Origin of the sequence: Streptomyces sp. NPDC000348 (assembly GCF_042898795.1) — a bacterium.
In the GTDB taxonomy this organism is placed as follows: Bacteria; Actinomycetota; Actinomycetes; order Streptomycetales; family Streptomycetaceae; genus Streptomyces.
Window position 1 is genome coordinate 1 of sequence record NZ_JBIAZD010000037.1, and the last position, 22262, is coordinate 22262.

Sequence of the window (22262 nt, forward strand, 5' to 3'; positions counted from 1 at the left end):
ACGACACTCGGGCCCTCGCCCTGCCCAACCTCAGCCCAGAACACGAAAACGGTCCACCGACTCCGTCGGCGGACCGTCACGCAAGATCGAGGCTAGGGTGGTTGCTCCGGATGCGGCGAGGGCGGCCAGCTCACTGTCCATTATTCTCCTTAAAAAGTCAGTTTTCGGGCTTCTCATTGATCGTGTTGTCTTCGGGAGCTGGCGGCTCACCGTCGTCCGGTGTGAAACTCGCTGGCGGATCGAATCTGCGCAGTAGGTCCTCAGCTGTCTCGTGCTGGTCTTGTGTCCTGATGATGTCGGCGATCTGTTTGGCCAGCATCGTCCGTCGAACGTCTCCGTCCGTGAACCCCATGCTGTTGAGGAAGGTCTCGAAGTGGTCCGCGGCTGTCGGTTGTGGTTCGAAGGGAGCGGGTAATCCCTGCAGGAGATCCAAGCCAGGGCTCTCACTGTGCGGTCGGGGTATGAAATCACGCAGTCGTTCGGGCACGTCGGTGTCGTTGGCGGCGGATGTGAGCTGGGCTAGCAGACCGATGTCCGCCACGGTCTTTTCCACGTGGTCGTCGTTCTTGGCGAGCCACCAGACGACCGCACTTCCGGTGTCCTTGAGCACGTCTTCGCTCAGGTATGCGCGCTTACTCTGTTCATACTTGCGCTGGTGCTCCCAGACCGCTTTGTCTTTGCGTACTTCGGCGAGTCTGTCCAGCCGCTCTTGGTCGTGTTCGCGCAGGACGAGTGTGATGTCCTCCGCCATGACTTGAAGGTGTCCGGCGGGGTCTGGGCGCATTCTGCTGAGTGCACCGCTCAGTTCGTGCTGGACGAGCGAGGGGCGGCCGGGGGCCCGTTGCTCGGTGATCGCTCGGGCGCGGTTCAGGACTGCTTCGACGGCAAGGCCGGCTGGATTGAGGACGGGATCGTTGCCGGGCGCCTCGAGGGGATACCACCGGACGGTGGCCGAGAACAGGAAGTCGTAGTCGGTCCAGTGGCTGGGCAGGGCTACGCGGCTGACGTGATGTTCCCTGCGTTCGACGGGCGGCGCAGTGCGTTGTTCCTCGAGGTCGACGGGCAAAGAGCCACGGCGCGCCGCAGCGATCTTGAAGATCGCAGCGGGGATTGCGACGAGGAGGACGGCCAGTACGGGCCATGCGTACGCGGGCCACTCCTGTGTCAGGCCGAGGGTGGTCAGCAGTGAGCCTTCGCCAACTTGAAGTCGCAGGTTAAAGGGCTGGTGTGACCGGCTGTCGGGGTGCTCGTGTTGGTCGTGGGCGGCTGTCTGTGGAGTAGATCGTTTGTCAGCGGGATTGAGGCTTCAAACGATCAGACGGTTGAGGCTCTGGCAGTGCCCTTGGTTGGCTTATCGAGGACGGCCAACTCCTGCTCGGTCAAACGCAGGCTTCCGGCGGCAATGTTCTCGTCGAGGTGTGCCGGGTTCGTGGTGCCGGGAATGGCCAGCACGTGCGGACCGCGGTGGAAGGTCCAGGCGAGCCGTATCTGGGCCGGCGTCGCATTATGGGCGCGGGCGACGGAGTGGACGCGCGCGTCGTGCTCCTGGTCTGCGGCTGCCTCACGCCTTAGAAGTCCTAACGAAATGAGGTGCCGTCGGCTTTAGCGTGGTCCGACGGCACCATGTGTGGTCCAGGCGTCATTGCCCCAGAGATTGAACTCGGAATGACAGCCCTTCTGGGCTGTGCAGTCTCAGATTGGACTGGTCGGTCTCTCGGATCCGGGTAGCGAGGCTCGGGCCACCGCCACCGATCTGCACGCGGGAGATGACGCCCTCCAGGTCATCGACCCCGACGCAGAGTTCCCACTGCGGGGCAGCGATGGGTTCACGCGCCGCGATGAATGCGGCAGCCGCGAGAGGAGTGCCTGTCAACTGGTGATAGAAGTCCCGGGCCCGGTCCGGTTGGCCGCAGGCCAGGACCATGTGGTGTGGGGCGCCTGCCAAGCGGGGCGGGAACTTCCACCCGGTGAACCCATGGGGTTGCCACAGGGAGAAAGCGGCACCCACCGGGTCGATCAACGTCGCCGTACGGCCCTGATCACCCGCGTCAAAGGGAGCCACGACAAGACGCGCGCCGTTCGCCGTCGCGGCTTCGGCGCGGCAGTCGACGTCATCAACGGCCAGGTAGTAGGCGACGTGGGCGGGCGTGTCCGGCGGGTAGATCGGGTTCGCAAGGTCGCTGACGCCGCCGATCTGGTACCCGCCGATGGTTATCTTGGTGGCCTGGCGCCAGTCCTCCTCATCTACTGCAAAACACCAGCCCAGTGCCTGCGATAAGAAGGCAGCGGTGCCGGATGGGTCGCGGGTTTTCAGGTCCATCCAGCAGAACTCGTTCAACGAACCGAGGGCGGTCATCGTGTCCTCCTTGTCTTTCGAGTGCTGGGTATCGGCTCGCCGGGCGACTGCGCAAGCGGGTTTCAGCTGCTAGCCGTGCGAGAGCTCCGGCGGGAAGCCGCAGGTCTGTGCTGCGCATGCAGTGACACTAGCCGTCTCCAGCAGATGAGAGCGCATCCGAGGGTGAGGAACGCTTCGTGGATGTCGTCGCGTATCTCCCAGCGAATCCGCAGGCGGCGGAACCAGTGCAGGTGAGCGAATGCACGCTCGACGACCCAGCGTTGGGCGCCGAGTCCGGAGCCGTGTTCGGTGCCGCGGCGGGCGATCAGAGGCTTCACGCCAAGGGCCCGGACCAGACGGCGGTACTTGTCGTGGTCGTAGCCGCGGTCAGCAAGGATCACGTCCGGGCGGCGCCGGGGCCGGCCACGCTTGCCCCGCACCGGCGGCACGGCCTGGAGGAGCGGGATCAGCTGGGTGACATCGTTGCGGTTGCCACCGGTCAAGGCGGCAGCAAGCGGAATGCCGGTGGCGTCAGTGATCAGATGATGCTTACTGCCCGTCCTGCCCCGGTCAACGGGGCTTCGTCCGGTCTTGGCTCCCCCTTTAACGCCCGGATGTGGGAGCCGTCGACCGCCGCCCGGGAGAAGTCCAGGGCATTCGCGGCGCGCAGCTCGGTGAGGAGGGCCTGGTGCAGCTGAGGCCACACGCCGGCCTTGGTCCATTCGGCCAGGCGGCGCCAGCATGTCATGCCCGAGCCGAAGCCGAGTTCCTGCGGCAGATGTTCCCAGGCGATCCCGGTATGCAGCACGAACAGGATGCCCTGGAACACCAGCCGGTCCGGATGCCGCTTGCGCCCTGGATGCCGGGTCCGGCGCTCGATCTTGGGCAGCAGCGGTTCGATCACTGCCCACAGCTCATCGTCGACTTCCCACGGCTTCGGCCGTGCCACCCCGCACCCCCCAGATCGTCGGTCTTTTGGAGCGATCCAATCACCTCGAAGATCATTTCGTTAGGACTTCTTAACCTCGAAGTTTCGTGACGGTCCGCCGACGGAGTCGGTGGACCGTTTTCGTGCCGTGGGCTGGGGGCGGGCAGGCCGAGAGCCCGAGTGTCGTCTCGGGGTGGCGCCGGGTTCCACTGCTCCGGGTGTTGAGCTGCTGTCGTAGGGACGGGAGATTTGTCGGTCAGCCGGGATTCGGCAGGAGTGCGAGCCGGTCGAGGGCGGCGTCGAGGGCGGCGGTGATGCGGCTGGTCCAGGGCCAGTGCTGGGCCAGGTGGAGGATCCGCCGACGGCCTGTGGTCACGAGCTGCCCGGCCGCGCTGAACAGCCGAAGCCGCAGGCGTCGGGTTCGGTCCTCGGCCCTCGCCCGCAGTCGGTGACGGAGCTCGAGCTCGACGATCGGCCGACCCGAGGTATTGATGGCGAAACAGGTCAGCCGCATGCCGTCCGCGTCCGTGAGCCGCAACTGGGCCCCAGGGTGCGGCCGTTCCTTCCGGACGATCAGCCGCATGCCTTTCGGCCAGCCGTCCAGGACATCGCCGGTGAGTTCGGCGGCCCAAGCCCCGTCCCGGATCTCGCCGTCCGCCTCGACGGCCGGTGCCCAGGCCGAGGTGGGGACCTTCAGCACGTGCTGGTGGATCGCGTCGGTGATCACCATGCCGACCGATTAGGACAGCTACCGCCCCCTCCGGGCGAGCCAGGCGACGAAGTCGTGGGTGCCGCCCGCGGAGTCGGTGCGGATCAGGGTCCGGCGTCCGCGCCGGTACTTCTTCGGCAACTGAGCCAGGGCCAGTTGGGCGGCGGTGATGTGGTCGGCGGCCGTGTTCGAGCCCGCGTTGCCCGGCCTGAGCAGGGCCGCGACCGGTTCCCCCGTGCCGCCCGGCCCGTGGTCGACGAACCCCATCAGAGGGTGATGACCATAGGTTCGCTTCCACGTCGGTGCGGCGTCCTCCTTGTCCGAGTGCGCGACCACCAGCACCCCGTCCAGATCGATGGTCACCGCCCCGCCCGCATCGGGCGCTTCCCGGCCGGCCAACCGCCAGACCCGTCCGCGTACTTCGGCCCGCGCGGAACGGATGGCCCGCAAGGCCCTCTCCCCCGAGGCGGCAAGGGAGTCGATCAGGCGGGAGACCGTCGGGCCGGAGGCGACCGCCCCGAACACCACCGGCTCGGCCCGCAGCATGTCGACATCCGCGAGGCAGTCCCCGCCCAGCGCGACCGCCAGCGCCACGTCCAGCAGGATCTTGCCCGGATCGTGCACCGCCCGAGCCCTCCGCCACGGCGCCAGCGCCTTCGATATCGCGGTGTCCAGGCCGGCCTTGCGGACGGTCTCGACCAGCAGCACGCCCCCGGCCTGCGAGACCACCGCCCGGCCGCCGCCCTCGATGCGGACACGCGGGTAGGACCCGATACGCTTCTTCACCTGGAGAGTGCTTCTTTCCATGCAGCCAACAGGACCCTCGACAAGTCCCACCGTTGCAGGTCAGGAGCACTCTCCGCTTATTTGATCAAGCCTCGGACGCCCCACCTCGTGAAAGCGCGAGGCTAGGAGAAGTGGCGCGCCACTGCGGTCGTGGTCCTCGGAGCCGTGGGCGGAATTGCTAGGGCGATTCGTATGGATCACCGCACAGACCGGCGGAAGGGATCGTCGGCTCCCGGTACGACGTCGGCAACCTGTCCTTCGTCGACGGCTGAGGGGCGGCGTAGCCGGTGCCCAAAGCCGGGCTGGTGTCCCGGGGCGTGGCCCTTCGCAGGCCGCTCGGCTGTCACGCCTCCCGGCGTACCGGCGCGGCGGCCCGCGCCACACCCATCAGGAACAGCCCGCAGGCCGCCACCAGCAGCCAGCCGGGACGTGCTGCCTGGGCCAGTCCGTCCGGTCCGACTCCGGCGACCAGGGCCCCCGCGACAGCCACCCCGACGGCGGAGCCGACCTGGCGGGCGGTGGACGTGATGGCCCCGGCCACGCCCGCGCGGGAGGCGGGGAGGCCGCCGACCGCGGCATTGGTGAGGGGTGCGTTGGCGAAGCCGAACCCGATCCCGATCAGCAACTGTGCCGTCAGCAGGAGGCATACGTCGGTGTCCTGGCCGAGGTCGGCCAGACACAGCCCGCCCGCCGCGATGAACGCGCCGGCCAGCAGCAGCGGGCGCCGTGGCCCGAGGCGGCCCACCAGGCTGCCGGCCCAGGGCGCGCACAGGGTGGCGCCGAGCGCCATGGGCAGGGTGGCGAGCCCGGCCGCGAGAGGGGTCCAACCGCGGGTGTGCTGGAGGTAGAGCGTGTTCAGCAGCAGGGCCGTGCTGAGGGCGACGAACACGGCGATAGCGCCCAGCACCGCCGTGGCGAACACCGGCCGCCGGAACAGCCCGAGGTCCATCAGCGGCTCACTCCGGCGGTTCTCGGCCCGGATGAATGCGGCCGTGGTGACGGCGATCAGCACGTAGCCGGCCGCGGCCACGGGAGAGGACCAGCCGATGCGCGGGCCCTCGATGAGTACCCAGACGCTCGCCCCCAGGGCTAGCGTGAGGAGCACCTGCCCGGCCAGGTCCAGACGCCGTGCGCGCTGCCCGTGGGACTCCGGCACGAACACCGCGACCAGCACCAGCGCGACCACGACGACCGGGGCGTTGACCCAGAACACCGACCGCCAGCCGAACGCCGCGACGAGCGCCCCGCCGGTGACCGGCCCCGCCGCCATGCTCAGCCCGAACACCGATGCCCAGATCCCGATGGCCCTGGCCCGCTCCCTCGGATCGGGCATCGCGCTCACCACGATCGCCAGGGCCACCGGGCTCAGCATCGACGCGCCGACCCCCTGCACGGCCCGCGCCGCGACCAGGACACCCAGTGACGGCGCCACCGCGCAGACCAGCGACGCGGCCCCGAAGACGACCAGGCCGACACGGAACACCCGCCGACGTCCGAAGCGGTCGGCGAGCGCGCCAGAGGTGATGAGGAGTGCGGCCAAGACAACGGTGTAGGCGTCCACCACCCACTCCAGGCCCCGCGTGCTGATTCCTAGACCCTCCCCGATCGCGGGGAGCCCCACATTGACGATGGTGGTGTCCAGCCCCACCAGAAACATGCTGAGCGCGCAGACGGCTAGGACCGTCCAGCGCCGGCGCGCACCGAGTCCGGGTTCTGCTGACAAAGAGGTCGTGGTCATCGGCGACCGCCTTCCGTCGGGATCATGTGCCGCCATGCTCGGACCGGTCGGCCGTCCGCACTCAGCGTCTTTGCGGAGACCGCAAAATGGAGACCGTGGACGCCGAACTCACCCAGATCCTCGACGGCATCGGACCCCGGCTGCGCGCCCTGCGCCGCGACCGCGGTCTCACCCTGGAGGCGCTCGCCCAGGACACCGGCATCTCTGTGAGCACCCTCTCCCGCCTGGAGTCGGGCATCCGGCGCCCCACCCTCGACCTGCTCATCCCGTTGGCGCGCGCCCACCGGGTCGCCCTGGACCAGCTCGTCGCGGCCCCGGCCACCGGCGACCCACGGGTGCATCTGCGCCCGCACCGCAAGGACCGCGGCAGCGTGCTGGTGCCGCTCACGCAGTACCCGGGCCGCGTGCAGGTCTTCAAACAGGTGCTCGCCCCGCGCGAACCGAAGCTCGTCACCCACGCCGGCTACGAGTGGCTCTACGTCCTCGCCGGTGAGCTCCGCCTGATCCTGGGCGGCTCCGACGTCACGCTGCGCCCCGGCGAGATCGCCGAATTCGACACCGGCGAACCCCACTGGTTCGGGCCCGCGCGCGACAGCGCGGTCGAGATCCTGCACCTGTTCGGCCCGCACGGCGACCAGGCCGTCGTCCGTACCGGACCGGAGACCTAATACTCCAGTTGCAGTTCGCTATCTCTGCTGGTCAGAGGCGCCGTCGGGAGTCTATTCGGCTGCCGTGGCGCCTGGTGCCGGAAGTTCGTAACCTCCACCGTGGCGGTCCGTTGTGATTGTCATGCAGGATGTGCGGCCCGACGTCTGGTCGGCGGAACTGGAAGAGGTGCTCGTCCGGGTCGGTCACCGGTTCGGGCGGGTGGACCTACGGCGGCAGATGAGGGCCTACGTGAACGGTTTGCTCGGCCCGGTGGGCCGGAAGAACAGCTGGCAGCCGGCTGAGTACGCAGGCCACCGCACCCCTGCGGGCCTGCAGAATCTGCTGAACCGTGCACGCTGGAGTCCTGACGAGGCGCGTGATGACCTGCAGGAGTATGTCGCCGAGAAGCTCGGGGAGCCGGGCGGTGTGCTGATCCTCGACGACACCGGCTTCCTGAAGAAGGGCACGGTCTCGGCCGGCGCCCAGCGGCAATACTCGGGAACTGCCGGCCGCACGGAGAACTGCCAGATCGGGGTCTTCGCCGCCTACGCTTCCCGGCACGGACGAGCGCTGGTGGACCGGGAGTTGTATCTGCCGAAGTCCTGGACTGCGGACCGGGACCGCCGCGAGGCGGCGAAGATACCCGACGACCGTGGCTTCGCGACCAAGGGCCACCTGGCCAAAGCCATGATCCAGCGGGCCCTGGCCTCGCCACTGCCCATCGCCTGGGTGACCGCGGACTCGGCCTACGGCCAGGAATGGCGGCTGCGGCGGATGCTCGAGGAAGCCGGCGTCGGCTACGTCCTGGCCGTCCCGAAATCCCAGCCCGTCCCCGCGCCGGGCCGCATAGACCGCCTCATCACCCAGGCGCCGGACGAGGCATGGGAACGCCACTCCTGCGGTGACGGAGCGAAGGGGCCGCGCGTCTACGACTGGGCCGCGGCGAAACTGCCGGCCGTCTACGACTTCGACGGCGACCACCCTACGCACGACCGACAGGTCCCGGCCCGCCGCAGCCTCGCCCGCCCGGAAGAGATCGCCTACTACCTCGCCTACGCACCCGTCGAAACTGAGGTTCCCGAGCTGGCCCGGATCGCCGGCAGCCGGTGGGCGATCGAGGAGTGCTTCCAGGCCGGGAAGAACGAATGCGGCCTGGACCAGTACGAGGTCCGACGCTATCCGGGCTGGTACCGGCACATCACCCTCGCCATGCTGGCCCACGCGGTCCTCTCGGCCACGTCCGCCACCGCGACAGCAGCAAGGGGGGCCGCAGGAACGGTTCCGGTGACCTTGCGCCCCTCACCGTGGCAGAAGTCCGGCGGCTCCTGGCAGTTCACCGTCCCCCGGCGACACACCGGCGGCAAACCGATCACGCGTTGAGCTGGTCCTGGTGGCGACGCCGCCACCAGGCAACCGCACAACGCTGCCACTGCCGTCGCCGCCGCGGTGGAGGTCACGAACTTCCGGCACCAGGCGCCACGGCAGCCGAATAGACCCAAGAAGGTGCCTCTGACCAGGCCAGATAGCGAACCGCTGCTGGAGTACTAACCCGTTCCTTCGGCCGCTGTGCACTGCGGTTGGCGGTGTAACGCCAGTCCTCCACCGTCCGCCGTTCGACACCGATGTCGTCCGCGAATATCTGCAACGACTCCGTCACCGTGAACAGGTCGTCCGTGCCGTTCGGCATCGATCCGCCCACCGAACGCATCGGCTCGATCTCCAGCGCCATGTCCCCCAGCGTGAACTGAGCCCTCGCGACCTGCGCGATCAGCTCTTTCGCCTGGGAGACGAGCTGTTCGTAACGATGCCGGGTGACGTTCCCTATCCGGTCGGCCACGTCGGTCATGACGATCACCGTCCTCACTCGGGCCCGGCTCGGCCACTACGAGGTGACCGGACAGAGGGGCGCCGGCCCAGGTCACCGTCCACCGTGACGCGGGCGCGACACGCCGGGGCAGGGCGTGAATCAGGGGCGCTCGAAGCGCGTATCAGTCGTCACCGACCCGCGTGCAGAACGCGGGGTGCTCGTGAGGCGTTCGGCTACGGCGTTTCCGTAACGGTGTTCCGTGACGCCCGCCGTTGACGGCGGGCCCGTACCCGGCAACGGTCCGAGCAGTACACCGCTGCCCTCGACCGCTCCACCCCCACCGTCCACGACCGCCCGCACACCGGACACTCCGCCTGCTCACCCCGCTGCATCGAGGCCACCCGCTGCCGGGTCCGCTGAAGCCTCCGCCAACGCCGTGACCTGCACCGACCCGAGCAGAAAACCGCCTCCGCCGCCATCGTCTGCGGCAGCGGATCACCACATTCCCGGCAGTACCGCCGAGCCGTACCGTCAACCGCCACACGCCGATCATCCAGCCGTGCACACCGCCCGGCCAGGGATCAAAAACACCTACTCAGCGACTTGTGTTCTCCTCTCGGATCATCCGTCGCAGGCTGGTGCGTGCTGCGGTCAGGTCTGTTTCCAGGATTCTCACGCGGGCGTGGAGCTCGTGGTTGTCGTCGGTGGCCTGCTGGAGGCTGTCTTCGAGTCGTTGGTTGGTCCGTGTGAGTTCGTCGACGCGTCTCGAAACGAGATCCTTGCTCAGGCAGAACCTCGTCCCGGCAGCGTAAACACTCGCTGTCCAGTTCGGGGGGAACTTCAGCGCGTACATCGACGCCAAGGGCGACTGCACCGACCCGGACGCGACGCTGGCCACGGCGCTGCGCGCGCACTACCTGACGCCCGACTTCGCCGCACGGCTCGCGGCCTGGGAGAACGGCAACGGTGCCGACGGCGTCCTGCGCGCCCAGAACGTCCCGACGCGGTGGACCGTGAGCGACAACGGCGCCGTGGGCAACGGCCACGAGGTCGTGGTCACCCTGACGTTCGGCAGCGGTGGGAGGACCCGGACGACCAAGCTCTTCGTGCTGCTGGAGCGGTACAACCGCATCATCGACATCGAGACGACGAGCAGCCGCTGACGCAGGACGGCGGGCGGTGGGCCTCCTCGCTCGCGGAGGAGCCCACCGCCCGGCTGGTGTGTGCGCTCGGTGTCGTCGCGCCTTTCGTCGATCTGCGGAGGCAACCCCGGACCGAGATCCTCCGTCTTGACGGACGACGAATGGGCCGCAGCCCTCTCTCCCCTCCCTCAGCAGAGGGACTGACGGCCGCCGGACTATACACCCGACGTATACGCGATGCGTATACAGGGGGTCCGGGCCACCGAACGGAAAGGCTTCGATGTACGGCAAGGCATTCGCCCCGGAGTACCAGGGCGCCCTCACCACCCTGTCCGTCAACGCACCGCTGGCGGACGTACTCGCGGCCGGCACCGAGCAGATGCAGGAGGCCGTACGGGCCGGACGGACCGCCGAGGCGGCGCGCACGGGCCTGGCGGTCGCCGAAGCGCACCGGCGCCTCGGGCAGGTACGCGAGGCCGAGCGGGCCTGGAAGGCGAGTTACCGCACGGCCCGGGAGGCCGGAGACCTCGCGGGCATGGCCTGGGCGCTCTGGAGCGGCGGCACTCTGGCCCGCCAACGAGGCGCGTTCCCGCTGGCCCGCCGGCTGCTCGCACTCGCCGCCGAGCTCGGCGAGCAGGCGGGGGACGTCGTCGTCCGCGGGTACTCGCTGGCGGGTCTCGCCGAGACCGGCCGCATCCAGGGGGACTACGAGGCCGTGGGCCGGCTGCACGAGCAACTGCTCGACGAGGCCCGCAAGCGCGGGGAGGCCCGCCACACCGTCTGGGCGCTGGAGGGCATCGCCCAGATGCGGCGCAACACCGGCCAGTACGACAGCGCCCACGCACTGTTCGCCGAGGCGGCCGAGATATCCGCCCGCGCCGACGACCGGCGCGGGCACGCCTGGGCCCTGCGCGGCCTCGCCGACGTCGTCTCCGTGCGCGACGGCGACACCGAGCGGGCCCTGTCCCTGCTGTCGCAGGCCGAGGCCACGTGCAGGGAGATGAAACTGAAGAGCGCTCTCGCCTACAACCTCAAGATGCGGGGCAACGTCCTCTACCGCGCCGGGCGCTACGCCGAGGCGCGTGACCTGTACCGGGACGCGCTGGCGGAGTTCCGTGAGATGACCGAGCCGCGCGGTGAGACGCTGGCCCGGCTCGGGCTGGCCAAGGCACTGGCCCGACTGGGCTGTGACCGCGCCGCGACGGCGGCCGAACTCGCCGAACTCGCCCGTCTGACCGAGCGGATCGGACTGCGGCACGCCCGGGAGATGGTCACCCGGGCCCAGGCGGAGTTCGTCCCGGACGGGGAGGTCTCCGCGTGACGGTAACAGCCGTACCGGCGGCACCGGCCCAGATCGTCGACCGGTGCGCGCGGTTGACCCGGCCGGCGTTGCGGGAGGCCGTCGGCCGACTGCACCCCTGGGTCGGTGAGATGGCCGCCTACTCCTTCGGCTGGTGCGACGTGGGCGGCGCGCCGGTCACCGCCCCCGGTGGCAAGGGCCTACGGCAGGCACTGGCCGTGCTCGGTGCGGAGATCGCCGGAGCACCCCCGGAGACAGGGGTGCCCGCCGCCGTCGCGGTGGAACTGGTGCACACCTTCTCGCTCCTGCACGACGACATCATGGACGGCGACCCGGTGCGGCGGAGCCGTCCCGCCGTCTGGCGGGCGTACGGGACCGGCCCCGCCGTCCTCGCCGGCGACGCCCTCTTCGCGCTCGCCGTCGACACCCTCGCCACGTCCGTCGGCGGGATCGAGGGCGTACGGTTGCTGTCGGCGGCGCTGGGCGACCTGGTGCGCGGACAGGCCGACGACCTGCTGTTCGCGGGGCGCCCGTGGACCGGGCCACGCCGCGTGCGGAGCACGGAGTACCGGCACATGGCCGAGGGCAAGACCGGTTCGCTGCTGGGCTGTTCGCTGGCCCTGGGGGCGCTGATCGCCGGCGCGTCCCCCGCCGTGGTGGCCGGCCTCGACCGGGCCGGCCGACAGGCGGGGGTCGCCTTCCAGATCGCGGACGACGTGCTGGGCACGTGGGGCGATCCCGCCGTCACCGGCAAGCCGGTGCACGGGGACCTGCGCGAGCGGAAGAAGACCCTGCCGGTGGTGTCCGCCCTGGAGAGCGGCCGCCCCGCCGCCCGTCGTCTCGCCGCCCTGCTCGAAGCGGACGGGGACGTGGCCAGGGCGGCGGAGCTGGCCGAGGAAGCGGGGGGACGCACGGCGGCGCTCGCCATGGCGCGGCGGTGCAGGGCCTCGGCGCTGTCGGAGCTCGACCGGATCCGGGCTCCCGCCCGGCCGGCCCGCGACCTGCGGGCGTTGCTGGACGGTGTGGTGGTGCGCAGCCAGTGACGAGGTTCGGGGCCCGGACGGCGGGCCCCGACGCTCATCCGGCGATCGAGTCCAGCTGCTCCGGCGCCGGGCGCAGCAGCCGCAGGTCGCCTCCCGGCGGCGCTTCCAAGGAAGCGAGGGCCTTACGGGCCCGGCTGTCTCCCACGTCGGCGGCTGCGTGGACGACGTCGGTCGCGGCGTAGCGGTGGAACTCCAGTTCCGGGTGCGGCCAGGCGGCGGCCCCGGTGGCGGCGGGGAGCAGGTAGTCGACGGCCTGGAACAGGCTCTGTCCGTCCGGGCCCTCGTAGCCCCACAGGTCCACGCCCACGTGCTGGCCGATCGCGGCCAGCCGGGTGTGGGCGACCAGGGTGAAGGCGGAGTAGTGCCAGCTCCGGGTGCGGGCCAGCTCCTGGGGCTGGCTGCCGTCGGCGGCGATCTGCGGGATGATGCGTGTGGTCGCCGCCTGCCGGACGGTACAGCGTGCCAGGTTCCAGAGCGGACTCCAGCACCCGCTTGGTCAGCTGCTGCAACAGCCCGCCTTCACCGGTCAGCTACAGCCCTTCGTTCCGAGCCCGGTCCACCAGCATCGCAACGAGCTGCTCGTCCGACACCACGCTCGACGGTGCCTGCACCTGCTCGGACTGCTCGTTCTCCACGGCGGTCTCCGTCATCAAACGTATCTCCTTGATCATCAGATCCGCCGTTGATTAGACACTCCCCGGTGCGGGAGCTGGGCATGGAATGGGTATAGGCCGGTAGGGGTGGCGTGTAGATCATTGCCAGGGCGGTGTGGGCGTGCCGTCTGGGTCCAGACCGTTGGGCCACCACCTTGTGTGGATTCTTCTGGAAGGTTTTTTCAGAAGGTCGCGGCTCATGCCTTGGTCAACGGCCTGCCGGGCGAGGGTCTCGGCGCCCCTCCGATCCCCGGTCTTCTCCCGCATCTCGGCCAGGCGGATCAGGGCACTGGGGTCGCCCCGGTCGGCGGCCTGCCGGTAAAGGATTTTGGCACCCTCCCGATCTCCAGTCGCCTCCCGCAGCACGGCCAGGCGATACAAGGCCTCGAAGATGCCGTGGGCGACGGCCTGCCGGGTGAGGGTCTCGGCCTCCTCCCGATCACCAGCCTGCTCCCGTATCTCGGCCAGGGGGACCAAGGCGTAGGTGTCGCCTTGGTCGGCCGCCTGCCGGTAGAGGCTCTCGGCATGCTCCCGAGCCCGCTCCCGCTCCACAGCCGGGTGGGATAGGACGCCGGGGTCACTGCCCTCCACCCCCGGCCGGGCCGGGATCTCAGCCCCCTCCCAATCACCAACCTCCTCCCGGCCCACGGCCAGGTGGGCCAGGGCGTCGGTGTTGCCGTGGTCGGCGGCCTGCCGGTAGAGGCTCTCGGCACCCTCCCGATCCCCAGCCCGCTCCCGCCCCACAGCCAGGTGGAACAGGACGCCGGGGTCACCGTCGGCGGCGACCTGCCGGGCGAGGGCCTCGGCACCCTCGCGATCCCCTGTCCGCTCCCGCAGCTCGGCCAGGTTGTACAAGGCGCTGGTGTTGCCGTGGTCGGCGGCCTGCCGGTAAAGGCTCTCGGCACCCTTCCAGTCCCCAGCCCACTCCCGCAGCTCGGCCAGATCGTACAGCGCGTTCATGCTGCCGTGGTCGGCGGCGCGGTGCAGGAGGTGGTGGGCCCATTGCAGGCGGTGCCGGTTCTCGGCTGCTCGGGTGAGGTTGTCCAGGTCGTAGGGGTGGGTGAGGTGGGTGTGGGCGGCGTGCCAGAACGATGCGGGCGGGCACAGGTGGCGGCGGGTGGTGCGGCCGTGCTGCTCGAGGTAGTCGGCGAGGCGGAACACCGGCCCCGTCGGGCGGGGTGAGGGGGCGCTGTCCGGGAAGGGGCCGGGTGGGCGTCGTTGTGGCCGCGGGGTGATGCGGCTCAGCGGGGCGTGCTTGCCGTGGACGTGTTCGGCGAGTTCGGCGTAGGCCTTCTCTGCCCAGTCGTCGGTGAGCTGGTTCCAGTCGGTGTCGTGGAGGTAGTCGGCGGCGGCGTCGGTGAGGAAGGCCTGTGGCAGGTGGAGGCCGACGCCGAGGCGGCGGGCGTCCATCGCTGCCTCCAGCAGTGCTCGGGCGGCCGGAGTGCCGGTCTGATAGCGCTCCAGGAGTGCGGGGCCTCCGGCAAGGTCCTGAGCAAGGCGCCCGTCCTTGCCGGCGCGGGCGAGGGCGCCGGCCAGCAGCCGGTCACCGCGATCAGCCTTCATCCTCGCCTCGGCCAGGGCACGGTTGTCGAAGGCTTCGGGGATGTGCACGGTGCGGCCGGAGAGCAGCTCTCGCACCCGGCTGTGCGGATCCGGCCCACCGGGGGCGGGCAGAGCGGCGTACTCGGTGGCGTACTCGGGCCACAGCGTGCCCAGCACCAGCACCGGCCCACGCTCGGGGATGGTGAGCAGGCCGTGGAGCGCGGCAGCGATCCGCTCCCCGGGCCCCGGGTCGCCGAGGTAGTGCTGGGCCTCGTTCAGCCACACCACAGTCCGGGGGGCGACCCGGGTCAGGTCCTCGAGGGCGGCCTCGGCGCGGGTGGGGTCGAAGGGATGCCACAACCGCCACCCCTGCCCGGCCAGAGGCTGCACGGCTTCCCAGCACGCCCGTGTCTTGCCCGTCGAGGAGGAGCCGACCAGGACCAGCATCCGGCTGCGGCCGGCCGCAGCGTCCCGGACCACTTCGGCCAGAATCCGGTCATGCTCGCGGGACACATAGCCCGGCAGCGGCCGCTGGCCGGGCGAGCCGGAACCGTTCTGGGCGCTGCCGGCCGGGTGGACCTCCATCGCGTACGGATCCCACTGGCCGACCGGCCGCCCCGGCCCGCTCGATGTGACCGTGCCCGGCTCCTCGGACACGGCCCGCCGCAACTCCAGCAACTCCTCCACCGGCAACTTCAGTACGCGGGCCAGCGCCGCCACCGTCTCCGCAGACGGCACAGGCTTCTCGGGCGAAAGCGCCTCCGACCCGGTGGTGCGCCCCAGCCTTGCCTGGGCGGCGAGCTGCGTCTTGGTCAACCGGGCCCGGGCCAGCCCGTCGCTCAGCTTCTTGCGCAGTTCGGCCAGCGCCGCATCCGGAGTGTGATCGGTCCGTTCGTCGTGCACGCGCGCCCCCGCGGGTGGTGAGGTGTTCGCCGGTGTTCATCTTCATCCCGGCGCACCCCGGCGCACACCGATTCCGCCACCTTCGTCCACGTCAACACCCCAACTCTTTGACGGGAGTCTGCCGTGAACGTCGCGCTCGTCCTCCTCACCACCGCACTCGTGGTCGTCGTCGCCGTGCTCGCCGCCGCCGGGGCGGGCAAGCTCGCCCGCCTGGACGGCGCCACCTACCCCACCGCCCTCACCCGCGCCGCCACCGCCTTCACCACAGTCCTCACCCTCGCCGTCACGGCGGCCGGCGCCCTCACCGCCCTCCTCACCTGACCCGGCACTGCTCGCGGGCGGACAGCGAAGTCCAGGTAGAAGTCGCGGTCGCTGCTTTTGAAGGCGGCCGCTCGTGGCTCGGCCATGTGATCCGTGGCCGAGCCGGGCGTAGCAGATGGCATGGGTGTGTGGATGGTTTTACAGCAGGGCAGTGAGCTGCCGTAGCTGGCCGACCAGGGTGAAGGCGGGAAGGGGGACGGTGCCGATCTCGGGATGGTGCTGATGCTGGATGTGGTGGCAGACCGAGACCATGCTGGGCGGGCCGAGCACGGGAGCGGTGGAGCGGTCGCCGCGCACCAGGTCGGGTACGAACTCCTGTCCTGCGGCACGAGCGGGGTGGGCAAGCCTGCCTGAGGGCTGTGTCTGGTGGCCGGGCGCCCACCAGTCGCTGCGCCTGCCTGGCAGGCAATCGTCGACGCCAGCCGTCGTACACCGGGCCAGGGCGGGATACGTCCGCCGCTGGCCGCTGCATGCCGTCTCACCGATGTCGTCTGCGGTGCTCCTTCTGTTTGCAGGCGTTTGAACAGTACTTACGAGGGCGCCCGCCTTTGTTGTGGAGAGTCAGCAGCCTGAGTACCACCGGCTTGCAGCGACGACCGCACTGCGCGCACACCGGAGCGAACTCGTCCAGCCGCCACTTGCGGATCAGGATGCGTAAGCCCTCATCGATCGCTTCCCCCTGCCCGGCGTCACTGCGGAGTATTTCCCACTCTGCCGCCGTCGACTGCTTGCGCAGCCAAAGGACACCACCGGTGTAATGGCTGCGTGCCTCGTCCTCGTCAACGCCGAGACGCTTCCCGATCGCACTCCACGAGGCGTCGTACAGCACACGGGCCAGGACAGCGATGGCGTACGGCTCATCTTCCTGTCGTCGTCGAAGTCAAAATCCTCGCCCATATCAACCGCGTTGTCGCCCTCTGTATCAGCCCCGCGGAAAGTGTGCCAGGCTTCATAGAAGGCATCCGCATCACCCGTGATCCGTTCGAACGCCCCGCTGGCTGCATAGTTCACGTCCCCGTAGAACAGCACCTCGGAACGGTCTCGGAGGTTCGCAGCCTGAACCACATCAGGGTGCGCAGCGAGGCTGTCGGGGTCAGTGGCCATGCGCTGGTACCACTGACAGCCCAAGCCGATCACACCGGCGCGGAAGTCCATGAAGCTGTCGTCGGAGCACCCGCCGCCGATGAGGTAAGCAGCCGCCCACACATCCCAGCGGTACAGGGCGTCGTGCAGCTCATCGAAGCGTTCCGCATACTCCAGGATCTCCTGCCGCGGTCTATCCGCGAGCTGCTTGACGAGAACCTCGTCGAATGGCTCGCCTGTTTCGGCAGCCCCGGCTTGCGCGGCTTCGATGACGTCCCAGAACGTGTCGATCTCCATGACCGCGCACTCTGCCACGCCCCGATGACAATCGATCCTGGCCACCCTGCCGGCACCTGGCCGTTCACGGAACTGCGGACAGAGCCATTCTCAAAGGTTCCCATCAGAGGAACTTGAACAGTCCGAGACCGTCACCCGCCTACCCGTCCCACGCCGATGGATGCACCCGTCCGAATCCATGGTGCGCGGGTCGGCGGGGCCATCGGGCGGGACGATCACCGACGAGGGGCGACTTGTTGGGATCGCACCTTGCAGGGGCCTTCGGTCACTGTCGGGGCGAGGGTGCGCGCTGTCCCGTTGTTCAGGCCGTCTTTTGCTTGTCCGTGGGTTCGCGGTCGTCCCGGTCCACGACGCCGGTTTCCATGATGGCGGTGCTGTTGTAGAGGGTGGAGGGCTTGGTCCCGGCTGTGTGCGTGAGGTAGGAGCGCGAGCCGAGAAGTGTGAAACTGTTTCGGTCGAAGATCCACTCGTCTCGGCTCGCGGTGCCGGTCTCCTCGCGGGTGATTCCGATCCCGTGGCGCCCGGCAGCGTCGGTGGCGTCGGGGGTCACGCTCACGCCTGGGATCGTGGCGACGGTCTTGTACAGGGCCGCGGCATTGGCCGGCGGCATGACTGTTTCGTTCAGGAGATCGCCGATCTTCCTGAAGACGGCCTGGTCCTTCGATTCGTTTTCGAGGGGTCGGGTCTGGGCGTAGAGCAGTTTACGCAGAGCGTCGGTGTCGGTGGGCAGCTTGGCCAGCCACTGGTAGGTGGGCCGGTCGATTCCGGCTGGGACTCCCTGCTCGGCACTGCCGTCAGGGGCGGCCGTCTCGATGGGAATCCGCTGCCCAGACATAGGAACACCCTTTCCGGACTCACGGATCACCCCGGTGCGAGTGATCGGTGCGGAGTCCTGCGACACCCAGATTTCGCGGCGGTGTGGAGCGCCGAGCTTCACCGGGCCGTCGAAGGTGCCTTCGTTGCTGCGGACCAGGCTTCGGACGTAGACGAATTGGTCGTCGCGGACCGGTTTGACGTCGACTTCCATGGACGCGGCGGCGATGCGGTCGAGCGTGAGCACTACGCCGTTCGCTGCGGCGTGCTTCGCGTCGGTCGCCTCTGCCTTGGCGCCAGGTTCCTGCTCCGTACCGGGAAGCGTGAGGATCAGAGCGCCGGCGAGGGCCATGGCCGTGGCGGGCAGCAGGAAGACCGGACGCAGCCACCGCCGCTGAAGCGCAGGCGTCGCCGGGGTGGGGGCAGCCGTCTGCTCCCGGTCGATCTCGCGCAGCAGCACGTTCCGGTGGTGGAGGTGGCGGGTGGGCGTGAGGTCCCATTCGGGTGCGTCCGGCAACAGCCCGCGCAGATGTGCGGCGTCGTCGCCGGAACCGTCATGGCGGTTTGAGGCAGTCATCGGTTTTCCTCCTGTGAGCGCGCGGCCGCGAATGCGGCCTGCTTCTTTACCTCTCCGCGGGGGCCGTGCAGTTCCATGTTCTTTGCGCTGAGCCGATCGAGCCGTCGGCGGGCGCGCGCGAGCCGGGAGCGCACGGTGCCCAGGGGAATATCCAGTGCCTCGGCGCATTCCTGGTAGGTGAGGCCGGACCACACGCACAGGACGAGAACTTCACGGTCCTGGCTGCGCAGTCCGCTCAGGGCGCTGCGGACCACGGCCAGCCTGCGAGCGTCGTCGATCCGGCCCGCGCTCTCCTCGGCGAAGTCCGTGACCGCAGGTGGAGCCGGTTGGCGTGAGAGGAACAGGCGCTGTCGGCGCAGGCGGCGTGTGGCATTGTGCGCCTTATGAGTGGCGATCCCCAGGAGCCACGGTCTGAGCGACCCGCCCTCGAGGTTCAGGGAAGCTCGGGTCCGCCACGCGGCGAGGAACGTCTCGGACATGATGTCCTCCGCCAGCGACCAGTCCCCGGTCAGCCGCAGCCCATGGTTGTACACCGCACGCGCGTGTGCGTCGTACAGGGTGCCGAACGCATCGCGGTCCCCGGCTCTTATGCGCGCACGTAGCTCATCATCTCGATCTGTGTCTCTCACACCATGTACTCTCCGCAGCCCCGCCGGGGTTCCCGTGGCCTGCGTCACACCCCTTCCGAGCCAACACAACTCCACAGGGGAATCTCTCCGGGACTGTAAATCGTTCGGTGTAACTCCCGATCATGGAGGATGCATCGATGACCAGTGAGAACGTGGCCAAGCAGGACCCTGTCGAGTCGGCAGTGGCTATGTCGGCGAAGACCGTGGACGACGAGCTGGTGAGCCGGGCCCAGGCCGAGGGCCTGCCCGAAGCGGTGGAGACCGTCTGGCCGCGGACCATCGTGCAGACCTGCGTGGTGCATCTGCTGCGGAACTCCTTCCGCTATGCAGCCCGCCGGGACTGGGACAAGATCGCCAAGCTTCTCAAGCCCGTCTACACCGCGCCGACCGAGGAAGCCGCCCATGGAGCGGTTCGCCGAGTTCGCCGACGCCTGGGGCAGGAAGTATCCGGCGATCGTGAAGCTGTGGGAGAACTCCTGGGAAGAGTTCACCCCGTTCCTGCGGTTCGACACCGAGATCCGCCGCATCGTCTGCACCACCAACGCGATCGAGTCGGTGAATGCCCGCATCCGGCGGGCGGTCAAGGCCCGCGGGCACTTCCCCAACGAGCAGGCCGCCCTGAAGTGCGTCTACATGGCGATCATGTCCCTCGACCTCACGGGCAAGGGCCGGGCCCGCTGGACCATGCGCTGGAAGACCGCGCTGAGCGCCTTCGACATCACCTTCGACGGCCGCCTGTCAGCAGCCCGCCGGTAGCCCCAACTACCCCAGTTGCACAGCTCGTTTGACAGACCCTCTACGGTCACTCGCCCATGAACCACAGATAGCTGCCCGGCGTCGTCGCAGAAGGTCGGCGAGGTCAAGTAGGGCTGCCTTCTGCTCTTCGTCCGTGCACCCGTGGGTCAGGGCAGCAACTTCCTGCTGGGCAACGTGAGCTTCCTGTTCGTTGAACAGTGTGTCGCCATACGGATCGATCCAGCCGAGCTTGCCCGAGCTGTGCCGGTCGAGAGAGCTCAATGCACGTGCCAGCGCTGCACCGTGCTGATAGGACCCTCGCAGGACGGTCTCACGAGACGCTCTCTTTCGCGCGGGCCGCCCCGAGTGCAGTTCCAGTTCGATCCCCATGCTCCTCCTTCAACGACGGCCGTTGAAGCTTGGCAGAGATCATTTGTCAGACAGGTCCCAGCCCCGCGCCCGGCCCTGACACCAGGGTCGGGCGCCCCGTCCTCGCTCCCGGGAGACCCCGTTGCGTCGCTCCATACTCACCGCTGCCGCCCCGGCCGCACTGTTCCTCGCCGCAGGCTGCTCCGACGAGCCCGAGGCCAAGCGTCCGAGCCCCACCGATGACGGTGGTCACCTGCGGTCCACGGCTGGTACGGCGACCACATCGTCACGAAGCCGGGAGCAGCAGGAGTCGGGCGCCACCATCAAGGCCCGGCCGAGCCGGACGCGCGCTGCAGAAGCCGCGTGCAGCTCCGCACCTCGGGTCCGGGCCCGGCGGGGTAGGCGCCGCCGGGCCCGGACCGTCAAGGCCCAGGAACGACCTCCGCACCAGTCAGGTCCTTCGGTCAGGTCCACCCGCGCAGTCTGTCAGAACCGTCTCGCACAGCATGCTGGTTTTGCGAGGGGTTATGCGCACGGCGACCTGCGGATTCGTGAGCGGCCCCGAGGTGTTCGCAGAACTCTCGCAACTGGTCATCTGTGAGAATCACGCAGCGCCCGGCCGTAGCCGCTGCGCTTGGGTACGCGGGCCGAACCGCTCCGTGTACCCAAGCCCTCGGCCGCGCCTGGCGGTTCAGCCCGTGAGGGTGTTGAGCCAGCCGGTCAGCAGACGGTTGATCTCCTCGGGGCGTTCCTGCTGGATCCAGTGGCCGCAGCCCTCTACGAGGTGGGAGGCGGTCAGACCGGGGAGGGTGGTGGGGAAGGCGTCGATAGCGTCGGACATCCAGGTGGTGGAGGCGTCCAGGGCGCCGCCGATGAACAGGGACGGCTGCTTGATCGGGGCGCCGCGGTGGAGGGCGAGATCTTCCCAGTCGCGGTCCATGTTGCGGTAGCGGTTGAGGGCGCCGGTCAGACCCGTGCGCTCGAACTCTCCGGCGTAGACGTCGAGTTCCTCCTCGGTCAGCCAGGCCGGGAGCGGGCCGGTGGGGAAACGGTCACGCAGTCGGCCGCCGTGGGCGACGAAGTGCGGGTCGGGCTCGCCCTGGGCGGGCATGGTGTCGGCGGACAGGGCGGCGTAGAAGCCCGCGAGCCAGCCCCGCACGTCGGGCTCGATCTCCGTCTCCGCGCGGCCGGGCTTCTGGAAGTAGGAGACGTAGAACTCCTGCTCGGGGCCGCCGATCTGGCCGAAGATGTCGGTGGGGCGGGGGCCGCCGGGTGGCGCGTACGGGACGCTCAGCAGAGCGACGGCCCGGAAGACCTCGGGGTGGAGCAGGGCGGAGGTGGCGGCGATGTTGGAGCCCCAGTCGTGGCCGACGACCACCGCGTTCTCCTCGCCGAGGGCACGGACGACGGCGACGTTGTCCTCCACCAGGTCCAGCATCCGGTAGGCGTCGGTCTCCGCAGGCTTGGAGGAGCGGCCATAGCCGCGCACGTCGATCGCCACCGCCCGGTAGCTGGCCGCGGCGAGGGCTGGGAGCTGGCGGCGCCAAGAATACCAGGACTCGGGGAAGCCGTGCACGAGCAGGACCAGCGGGCCGGTGCCCTGCTCGACCAGGTGAAGGCGCCCGGCCGAGGCCTCGACAGTGCGGTGGCGGAGTGCGGCGGACGACTCGTGCTGCATAGGGGCTTCTCCTCGGTTTGAGGTTCCCCCGTTGCTCGGGAGGGGCTGATCAGCTGGTCAGGACAGGTTGGCGGGGTTTCAGGTTCGCTCGTTCGGTCGCTGCCTGCTCGGCGTAGTGCTTCTCTTCGAATTCGACCGGGCTGAGGTAGCCGAGGCGTTTCTGGATGCGCCGGCTGTTGTAGAACCCGTCGATGTACTCGAAGAGTGCGAGGTTCGCCTCGGCCCG

19 protein-coding genes and 4 pseudogenes are annotated in these 22262 nt (G+C 69.3%); 7 read left to right on the forward strand and 16 right to left on the reverse strand.

The window, feature by feature from the left end; all coding sequences use genetic code 11:
* Positions 1-157: 157 nt before the first annotated feature.
* The 6 genes and pseudogenes from ACFY3N_RS35625 to ACFY3N_RS35650 form a co-directional block, all read right to left on the reverse strand.
* Positions 158-1066, reverse strand: a complete 909-nt coding sequence (locus tag ACFY3N_RS35625; protein WP_390820930.1) for a hypothetical protein — start codon at positions 1064-1066, stop codon at positions 158-160.
* 248 nt (positions 1067-1314) lie between these two features.
* A pseudogene (locus ACFY3N_RS35630) lies at positions 1315-1572 on the reverse strand (aldo/keto reductase); the annotation flags it as partial.
* A gap of 67 nt (positions 1573-1639) precedes the next feature.
* On the reverse strand, positions 1640-2356 hold the full coding sequence (locus tag ACFY3N_RS35635; RefSeq protein ID WP_390820931.1) for a VOC family protein: 717 nt from the start codon (positions 2354-2356) through the stop codon (positions 1640-1642).
* A gap of 62 nt (positions 2357-2418) precedes the next feature.
* Positions 2419-3284 (reverse strand): IS5 family transposase gene (locus ACFY3N_RS35640; RefSeq protein WP_390820932.1). Its coding sequence is split into 2 segments (ribosomal slippage): positions 2419-2942 and positions 2942-3284, totalling 867 coding nucleotides; the frame shifts between segments, so codons are not numbered across the junction.
* A 235-nt stretch (positions 3285-3519) separates the two neighbouring features.
* A pseudogene (locus ACFY3N_RS35645) lies at positions 3520-4758 on the reverse strand (IS1380 family transposase).
* A gap of 343 nt (positions 4759-5101) precedes the next feature.
* Positions 5102-6496 carry an MFS transporter gene (locus ACFY3N_RS35650; RefSeq protein ID WP_390820933.1) on the reverse strand — a complete coding sequence of 465 codons (1395 nt, stop codon included), beginning with the start codon at positions 6494-6496 and terminating at the stop codon, positions 5102-5104.
* A gap of 86 nt (positions 6497-6582) precedes the next feature.
* Here ACFY3N_RS35650 and ACFY3N_RS35655 point away from each other — a divergent pair, with 86 nt between their 5' ends.
* Both ACFY3N_RS35655 and ACFY3N_RS35660 read left to right on the forward strand, forming a co-directional pair.
* Positions 6583-7164, forward strand: a complete 582-nt coding sequence (locus tag ACFY3N_RS35655; RefSeq protein ID WP_390820934.1) for a helix-turn-helix domain-containing protein — start codon at positions 6583-6585, stop codon at positions 7162-7164.
* Between the two features lie 121 nt (positions 7165-7285).
* A complete protein-coding gene (locus tag ACFY3N_RS35660) occupies positions 7286-8524 on the forward strand; it encodes an IS701 family transposase (protein WP_390820935.1) in 1239 nt (412 codons plus the stop codon).
* A 73-nt stretch (positions 8525-8597) separates the two neighbouring features.
* On the opposite strand, the gene ACFY3N_RS35665 is transcribed toward ACFY3N_RS35660, so the two are convergent.
* The gene (locus tag ACFY3N_RS35665; protein WP_390820936.1) at positions 8598-8990 is read right to left on the reverse strand and encodes a hypothetical protein; all 393 of its coding nucleotides are present in this window, start codon (positions 8988-8990) and stop codon (positions 8598-8600) included.
* 974 nt (positions 8991-9964) lie between these two features.
* Between ACFY3N_RS35665 and ACFY3N_RS35670 the strand changes: the two genes are divergently transcribed.
* The 3 genes from ACFY3N_RS35670 (at position 9965) to ACFY3N_RS35680 (ending at position 12436) form a co-directional block, all read left to right on the forward strand.
* Positions 9965-10114, forward strand: a complete 150-nt coding sequence (locus ACFY3N_RS35670) for a hypothetical protein (protein WP_390820937.1) — start codon at positions 9965-9967, stop codon at positions 10112-10114.
* Between the two features lie 259 nt (positions 10115-10373).
* Positions 10374-11414, forward strand: a complete 1041-nt coding sequence (locus tag ACFY3N_RS35675; protein WP_390820938.1) for a tetratricopeptide repeat protein — start codon at positions 10374-10376, stop codon at positions 11412-11414.
* Positions 11411-12436, forward strand: coding sequence for a polyprenyl synthetase family protein (locus ACFY3N_RS35680; protein ID WP_390820939.1), 1026 nt, complete (start codon positions 11411-11413; stop codon positions 12434-12436). The genes ACFY3N_RS35675 and ACFY3N_RS35680 overlap by 4 nt, the downstream gene beginning before the upstream one ends.
* Before the next feature lie 34 nt (positions 12437-12470).
* On the opposite strand, the pseudogene ACFY3N_RS35685 reads toward ACFY3N_RS35680, so the two are convergent.
* The 3 genes and pseudogenes from ACFY3N_RS35685 to ACFY3N_RS35695 all read right to left on the reverse strand — a co-directional run.
* A pseudogene (locus ACFY3N_RS35685) lies at positions 12471-12902 on the reverse strand (alginate lyase family protein); the annotation flags it as partial.
* A gap of 64 nt (positions 12903-12966) precedes the next feature.
* Positions 12967-13089 (reverse strand): hypothetical protein, encoded by a 123-nt coding sequence (locus tag ACFY3N_RS35690; RefSeq protein ID WP_390820940.1) that lies wholly within the window; start codon positions 13087-13089, stop codon positions 12967-12969.
* Positions 13090-13188: 99 nt separating this feature from the next.
* A complete protein-coding gene (locus tag ACFY3N_RS35695; RefSeq protein ID WP_390820941.1) occupies positions 13189-15534 on the reverse strand; it encodes a tetratricopeptide repeat protein in 2346 nt (781 codons plus the stop codon).
* A 123-nt stretch (positions 15535-15657) separates the two neighbouring features.
* Here ACFY3N_RS35695 and ACFY3N_RS35700 point away from each other — a divergent pair, with 123 nt between their 5' ends.
* Entirely contained in the window at positions 15658-15855 is a 198-nt protein-coding gene (locus tag ACFY3N_RS35700; protein WP_390820942.1) for a hypothetical protein, read from the forward strand.
* A 138-nt stretch (positions 15856-15993) separates the two neighbouring features.
* Here ACFY3N_RS35700 and ACFY3N_RS35705 read toward each other — a convergent pair whose 3' ends face one another.
* From ACFY3N_RS35705 to ACFY3N_RS35720, 4 genes are all read right to left on the reverse strand, one after another.
* Entirely contained in the window at positions 15994-16152 is a 159-nt protein-coding gene (locus ACFY3N_RS35705) for a hypothetical protein (protein WP_390820943.1), read from the reverse strand.
* Between the two features lie 348 nt (positions 16153-16500).
* Positions 16501-17235, reverse strand: a complete 735-nt coding sequence (locus tag ACFY3N_RS35710) for a DUF4240 domain-containing protein (RefSeq protein WP_390820944.1) — start codon at positions 17233-17235, stop codon at positions 16501-16503.
* A 301-nt stretch (positions 17236-17536) separates the two neighbouring features.
* Complete coding sequence (locus ACFY3N_RS35715) at positions 17537-18625, reverse strand: CU044_5270 family protein (RefSeq protein WP_390820945.1); 1089 nt, start codon at positions 18623-18625, stop codon at positions 17537-17539.
* On the reverse strand, positions 18622-19254 hold the full coding sequence (locus tag ACFY3N_RS35720; RefSeq protein ID WP_390820946.1) for an RNA polymerase sigma factor: 633 nt from the start codon (positions 19252-19254) through the stop codon (positions 18622-18624). The genes ACFY3N_RS35715 and ACFY3N_RS35720 overlap by 4 nt, the downstream gene beginning before the upstream one ends.
* Positions 19255-19490: 236 nt before the next feature.
* On the opposite strand from ACFY3N_RS35720, the pseudogene ACFY3N_RS35725 reads away from it, so the two are divergent.
* A pseudogene (locus ACFY3N_RS35725) lies at positions 19491-20010 on the forward strand (transposase); the annotation flags it as partial.
* 1039 nt (positions 20011-21049) lie between these two features.
* Here the strand turns inward: ACFY3N_RS35725 and ACFY3N_RS35730 are convergent.
* Both ACFY3N_RS35730 and ACFY3N_RS35735 read right to left on the reverse strand, forming a co-directional pair.
* On the reverse strand, positions 21050-22036 hold the full coding sequence (locus tag ACFY3N_RS35730) for an alpha/beta fold hydrolase (protein ID WP_390820947.1): 987 nt from the start codon (positions 22034-22036) through the stop codon (positions 21050-21052).
* Between the two features lie 49 nt (positions 22037-22085).
* On the reverse strand, positions 22086-22262 hold a 177-nt coding region (locus ACFY3N_RS35735; protein WP_390820948.1), incomplete at its 5' end, for an IS3 family transposase.

Excerpts from the sequence above, each read along its gene's own strand:
- ACFY3N_RS35635 (WP_390820931.1), bottom strand. The coding sequence starts at position 2,356 with ATGACCGCCCTCGGTTCGTTGAACGAGTTCTGCTGGATGGACCTGAAA.
- ACFY3N_RS35650 (WP_390820933.1), bottom strand. The coding sequence starts at position 6,496 with ATGACCACGACCTCTTTGTCAGCAGAACCCGGACTCGGTGCGCGCCGG.
- ACFY3N_RS35655 (WP_390820934.1), top strand. The coding sequence starts at position 6,583 with ATGGAGACCGTGGACGCCGAACTCACCCAGATCCTCGACGGCATCGGA.
- ACFY3N_RS35660 (WP_390820935.1), top strand. The coding sequence starts at position 7,286 with ATGCAGGATGTGCGGCCCGACGTCTGGTCGGCGGAACTGGAAGAGGTG.
- ACFY3N_RS35665 (WP_390820936.1), bottom strand. The coding sequence starts at position 8,990 with ATGACCGACGTGGCCGACCGGATAGGGAACGTCACCCGGCATCGTTAC.
- ACFY3N_RS35675 (WP_390820938.1), top strand. The coding sequence starts at position 10,374 with ATGTACGGCAAGGCATTCGCCCCGGAGTACCAGGGCGCCCTCACCACC.
- ACFY3N_RS35710 (WP_390820944.1), bottom strand. The coding sequence starts at position 17,235 with ATGGAGATCGACACGTTCTGGGACGTCATCGAAGCCGCGCAAGCCGGG.
- ACFY3N_RS35715 (WP_390820945.1), bottom strand. The coding sequence starts at position 18,625 with ATGACTGCCTCAAACCGCCATGACGGTTCCGGCGACGACGCCGCACAT.
- ACFY3N_RS35730 (WP_390820947.1), bottom strand. The coding sequence starts at position 22,036 with ATGCAGCACGAGTCGTCCGCCGCACTCCGCCACCGCACTGTCGAGGCC.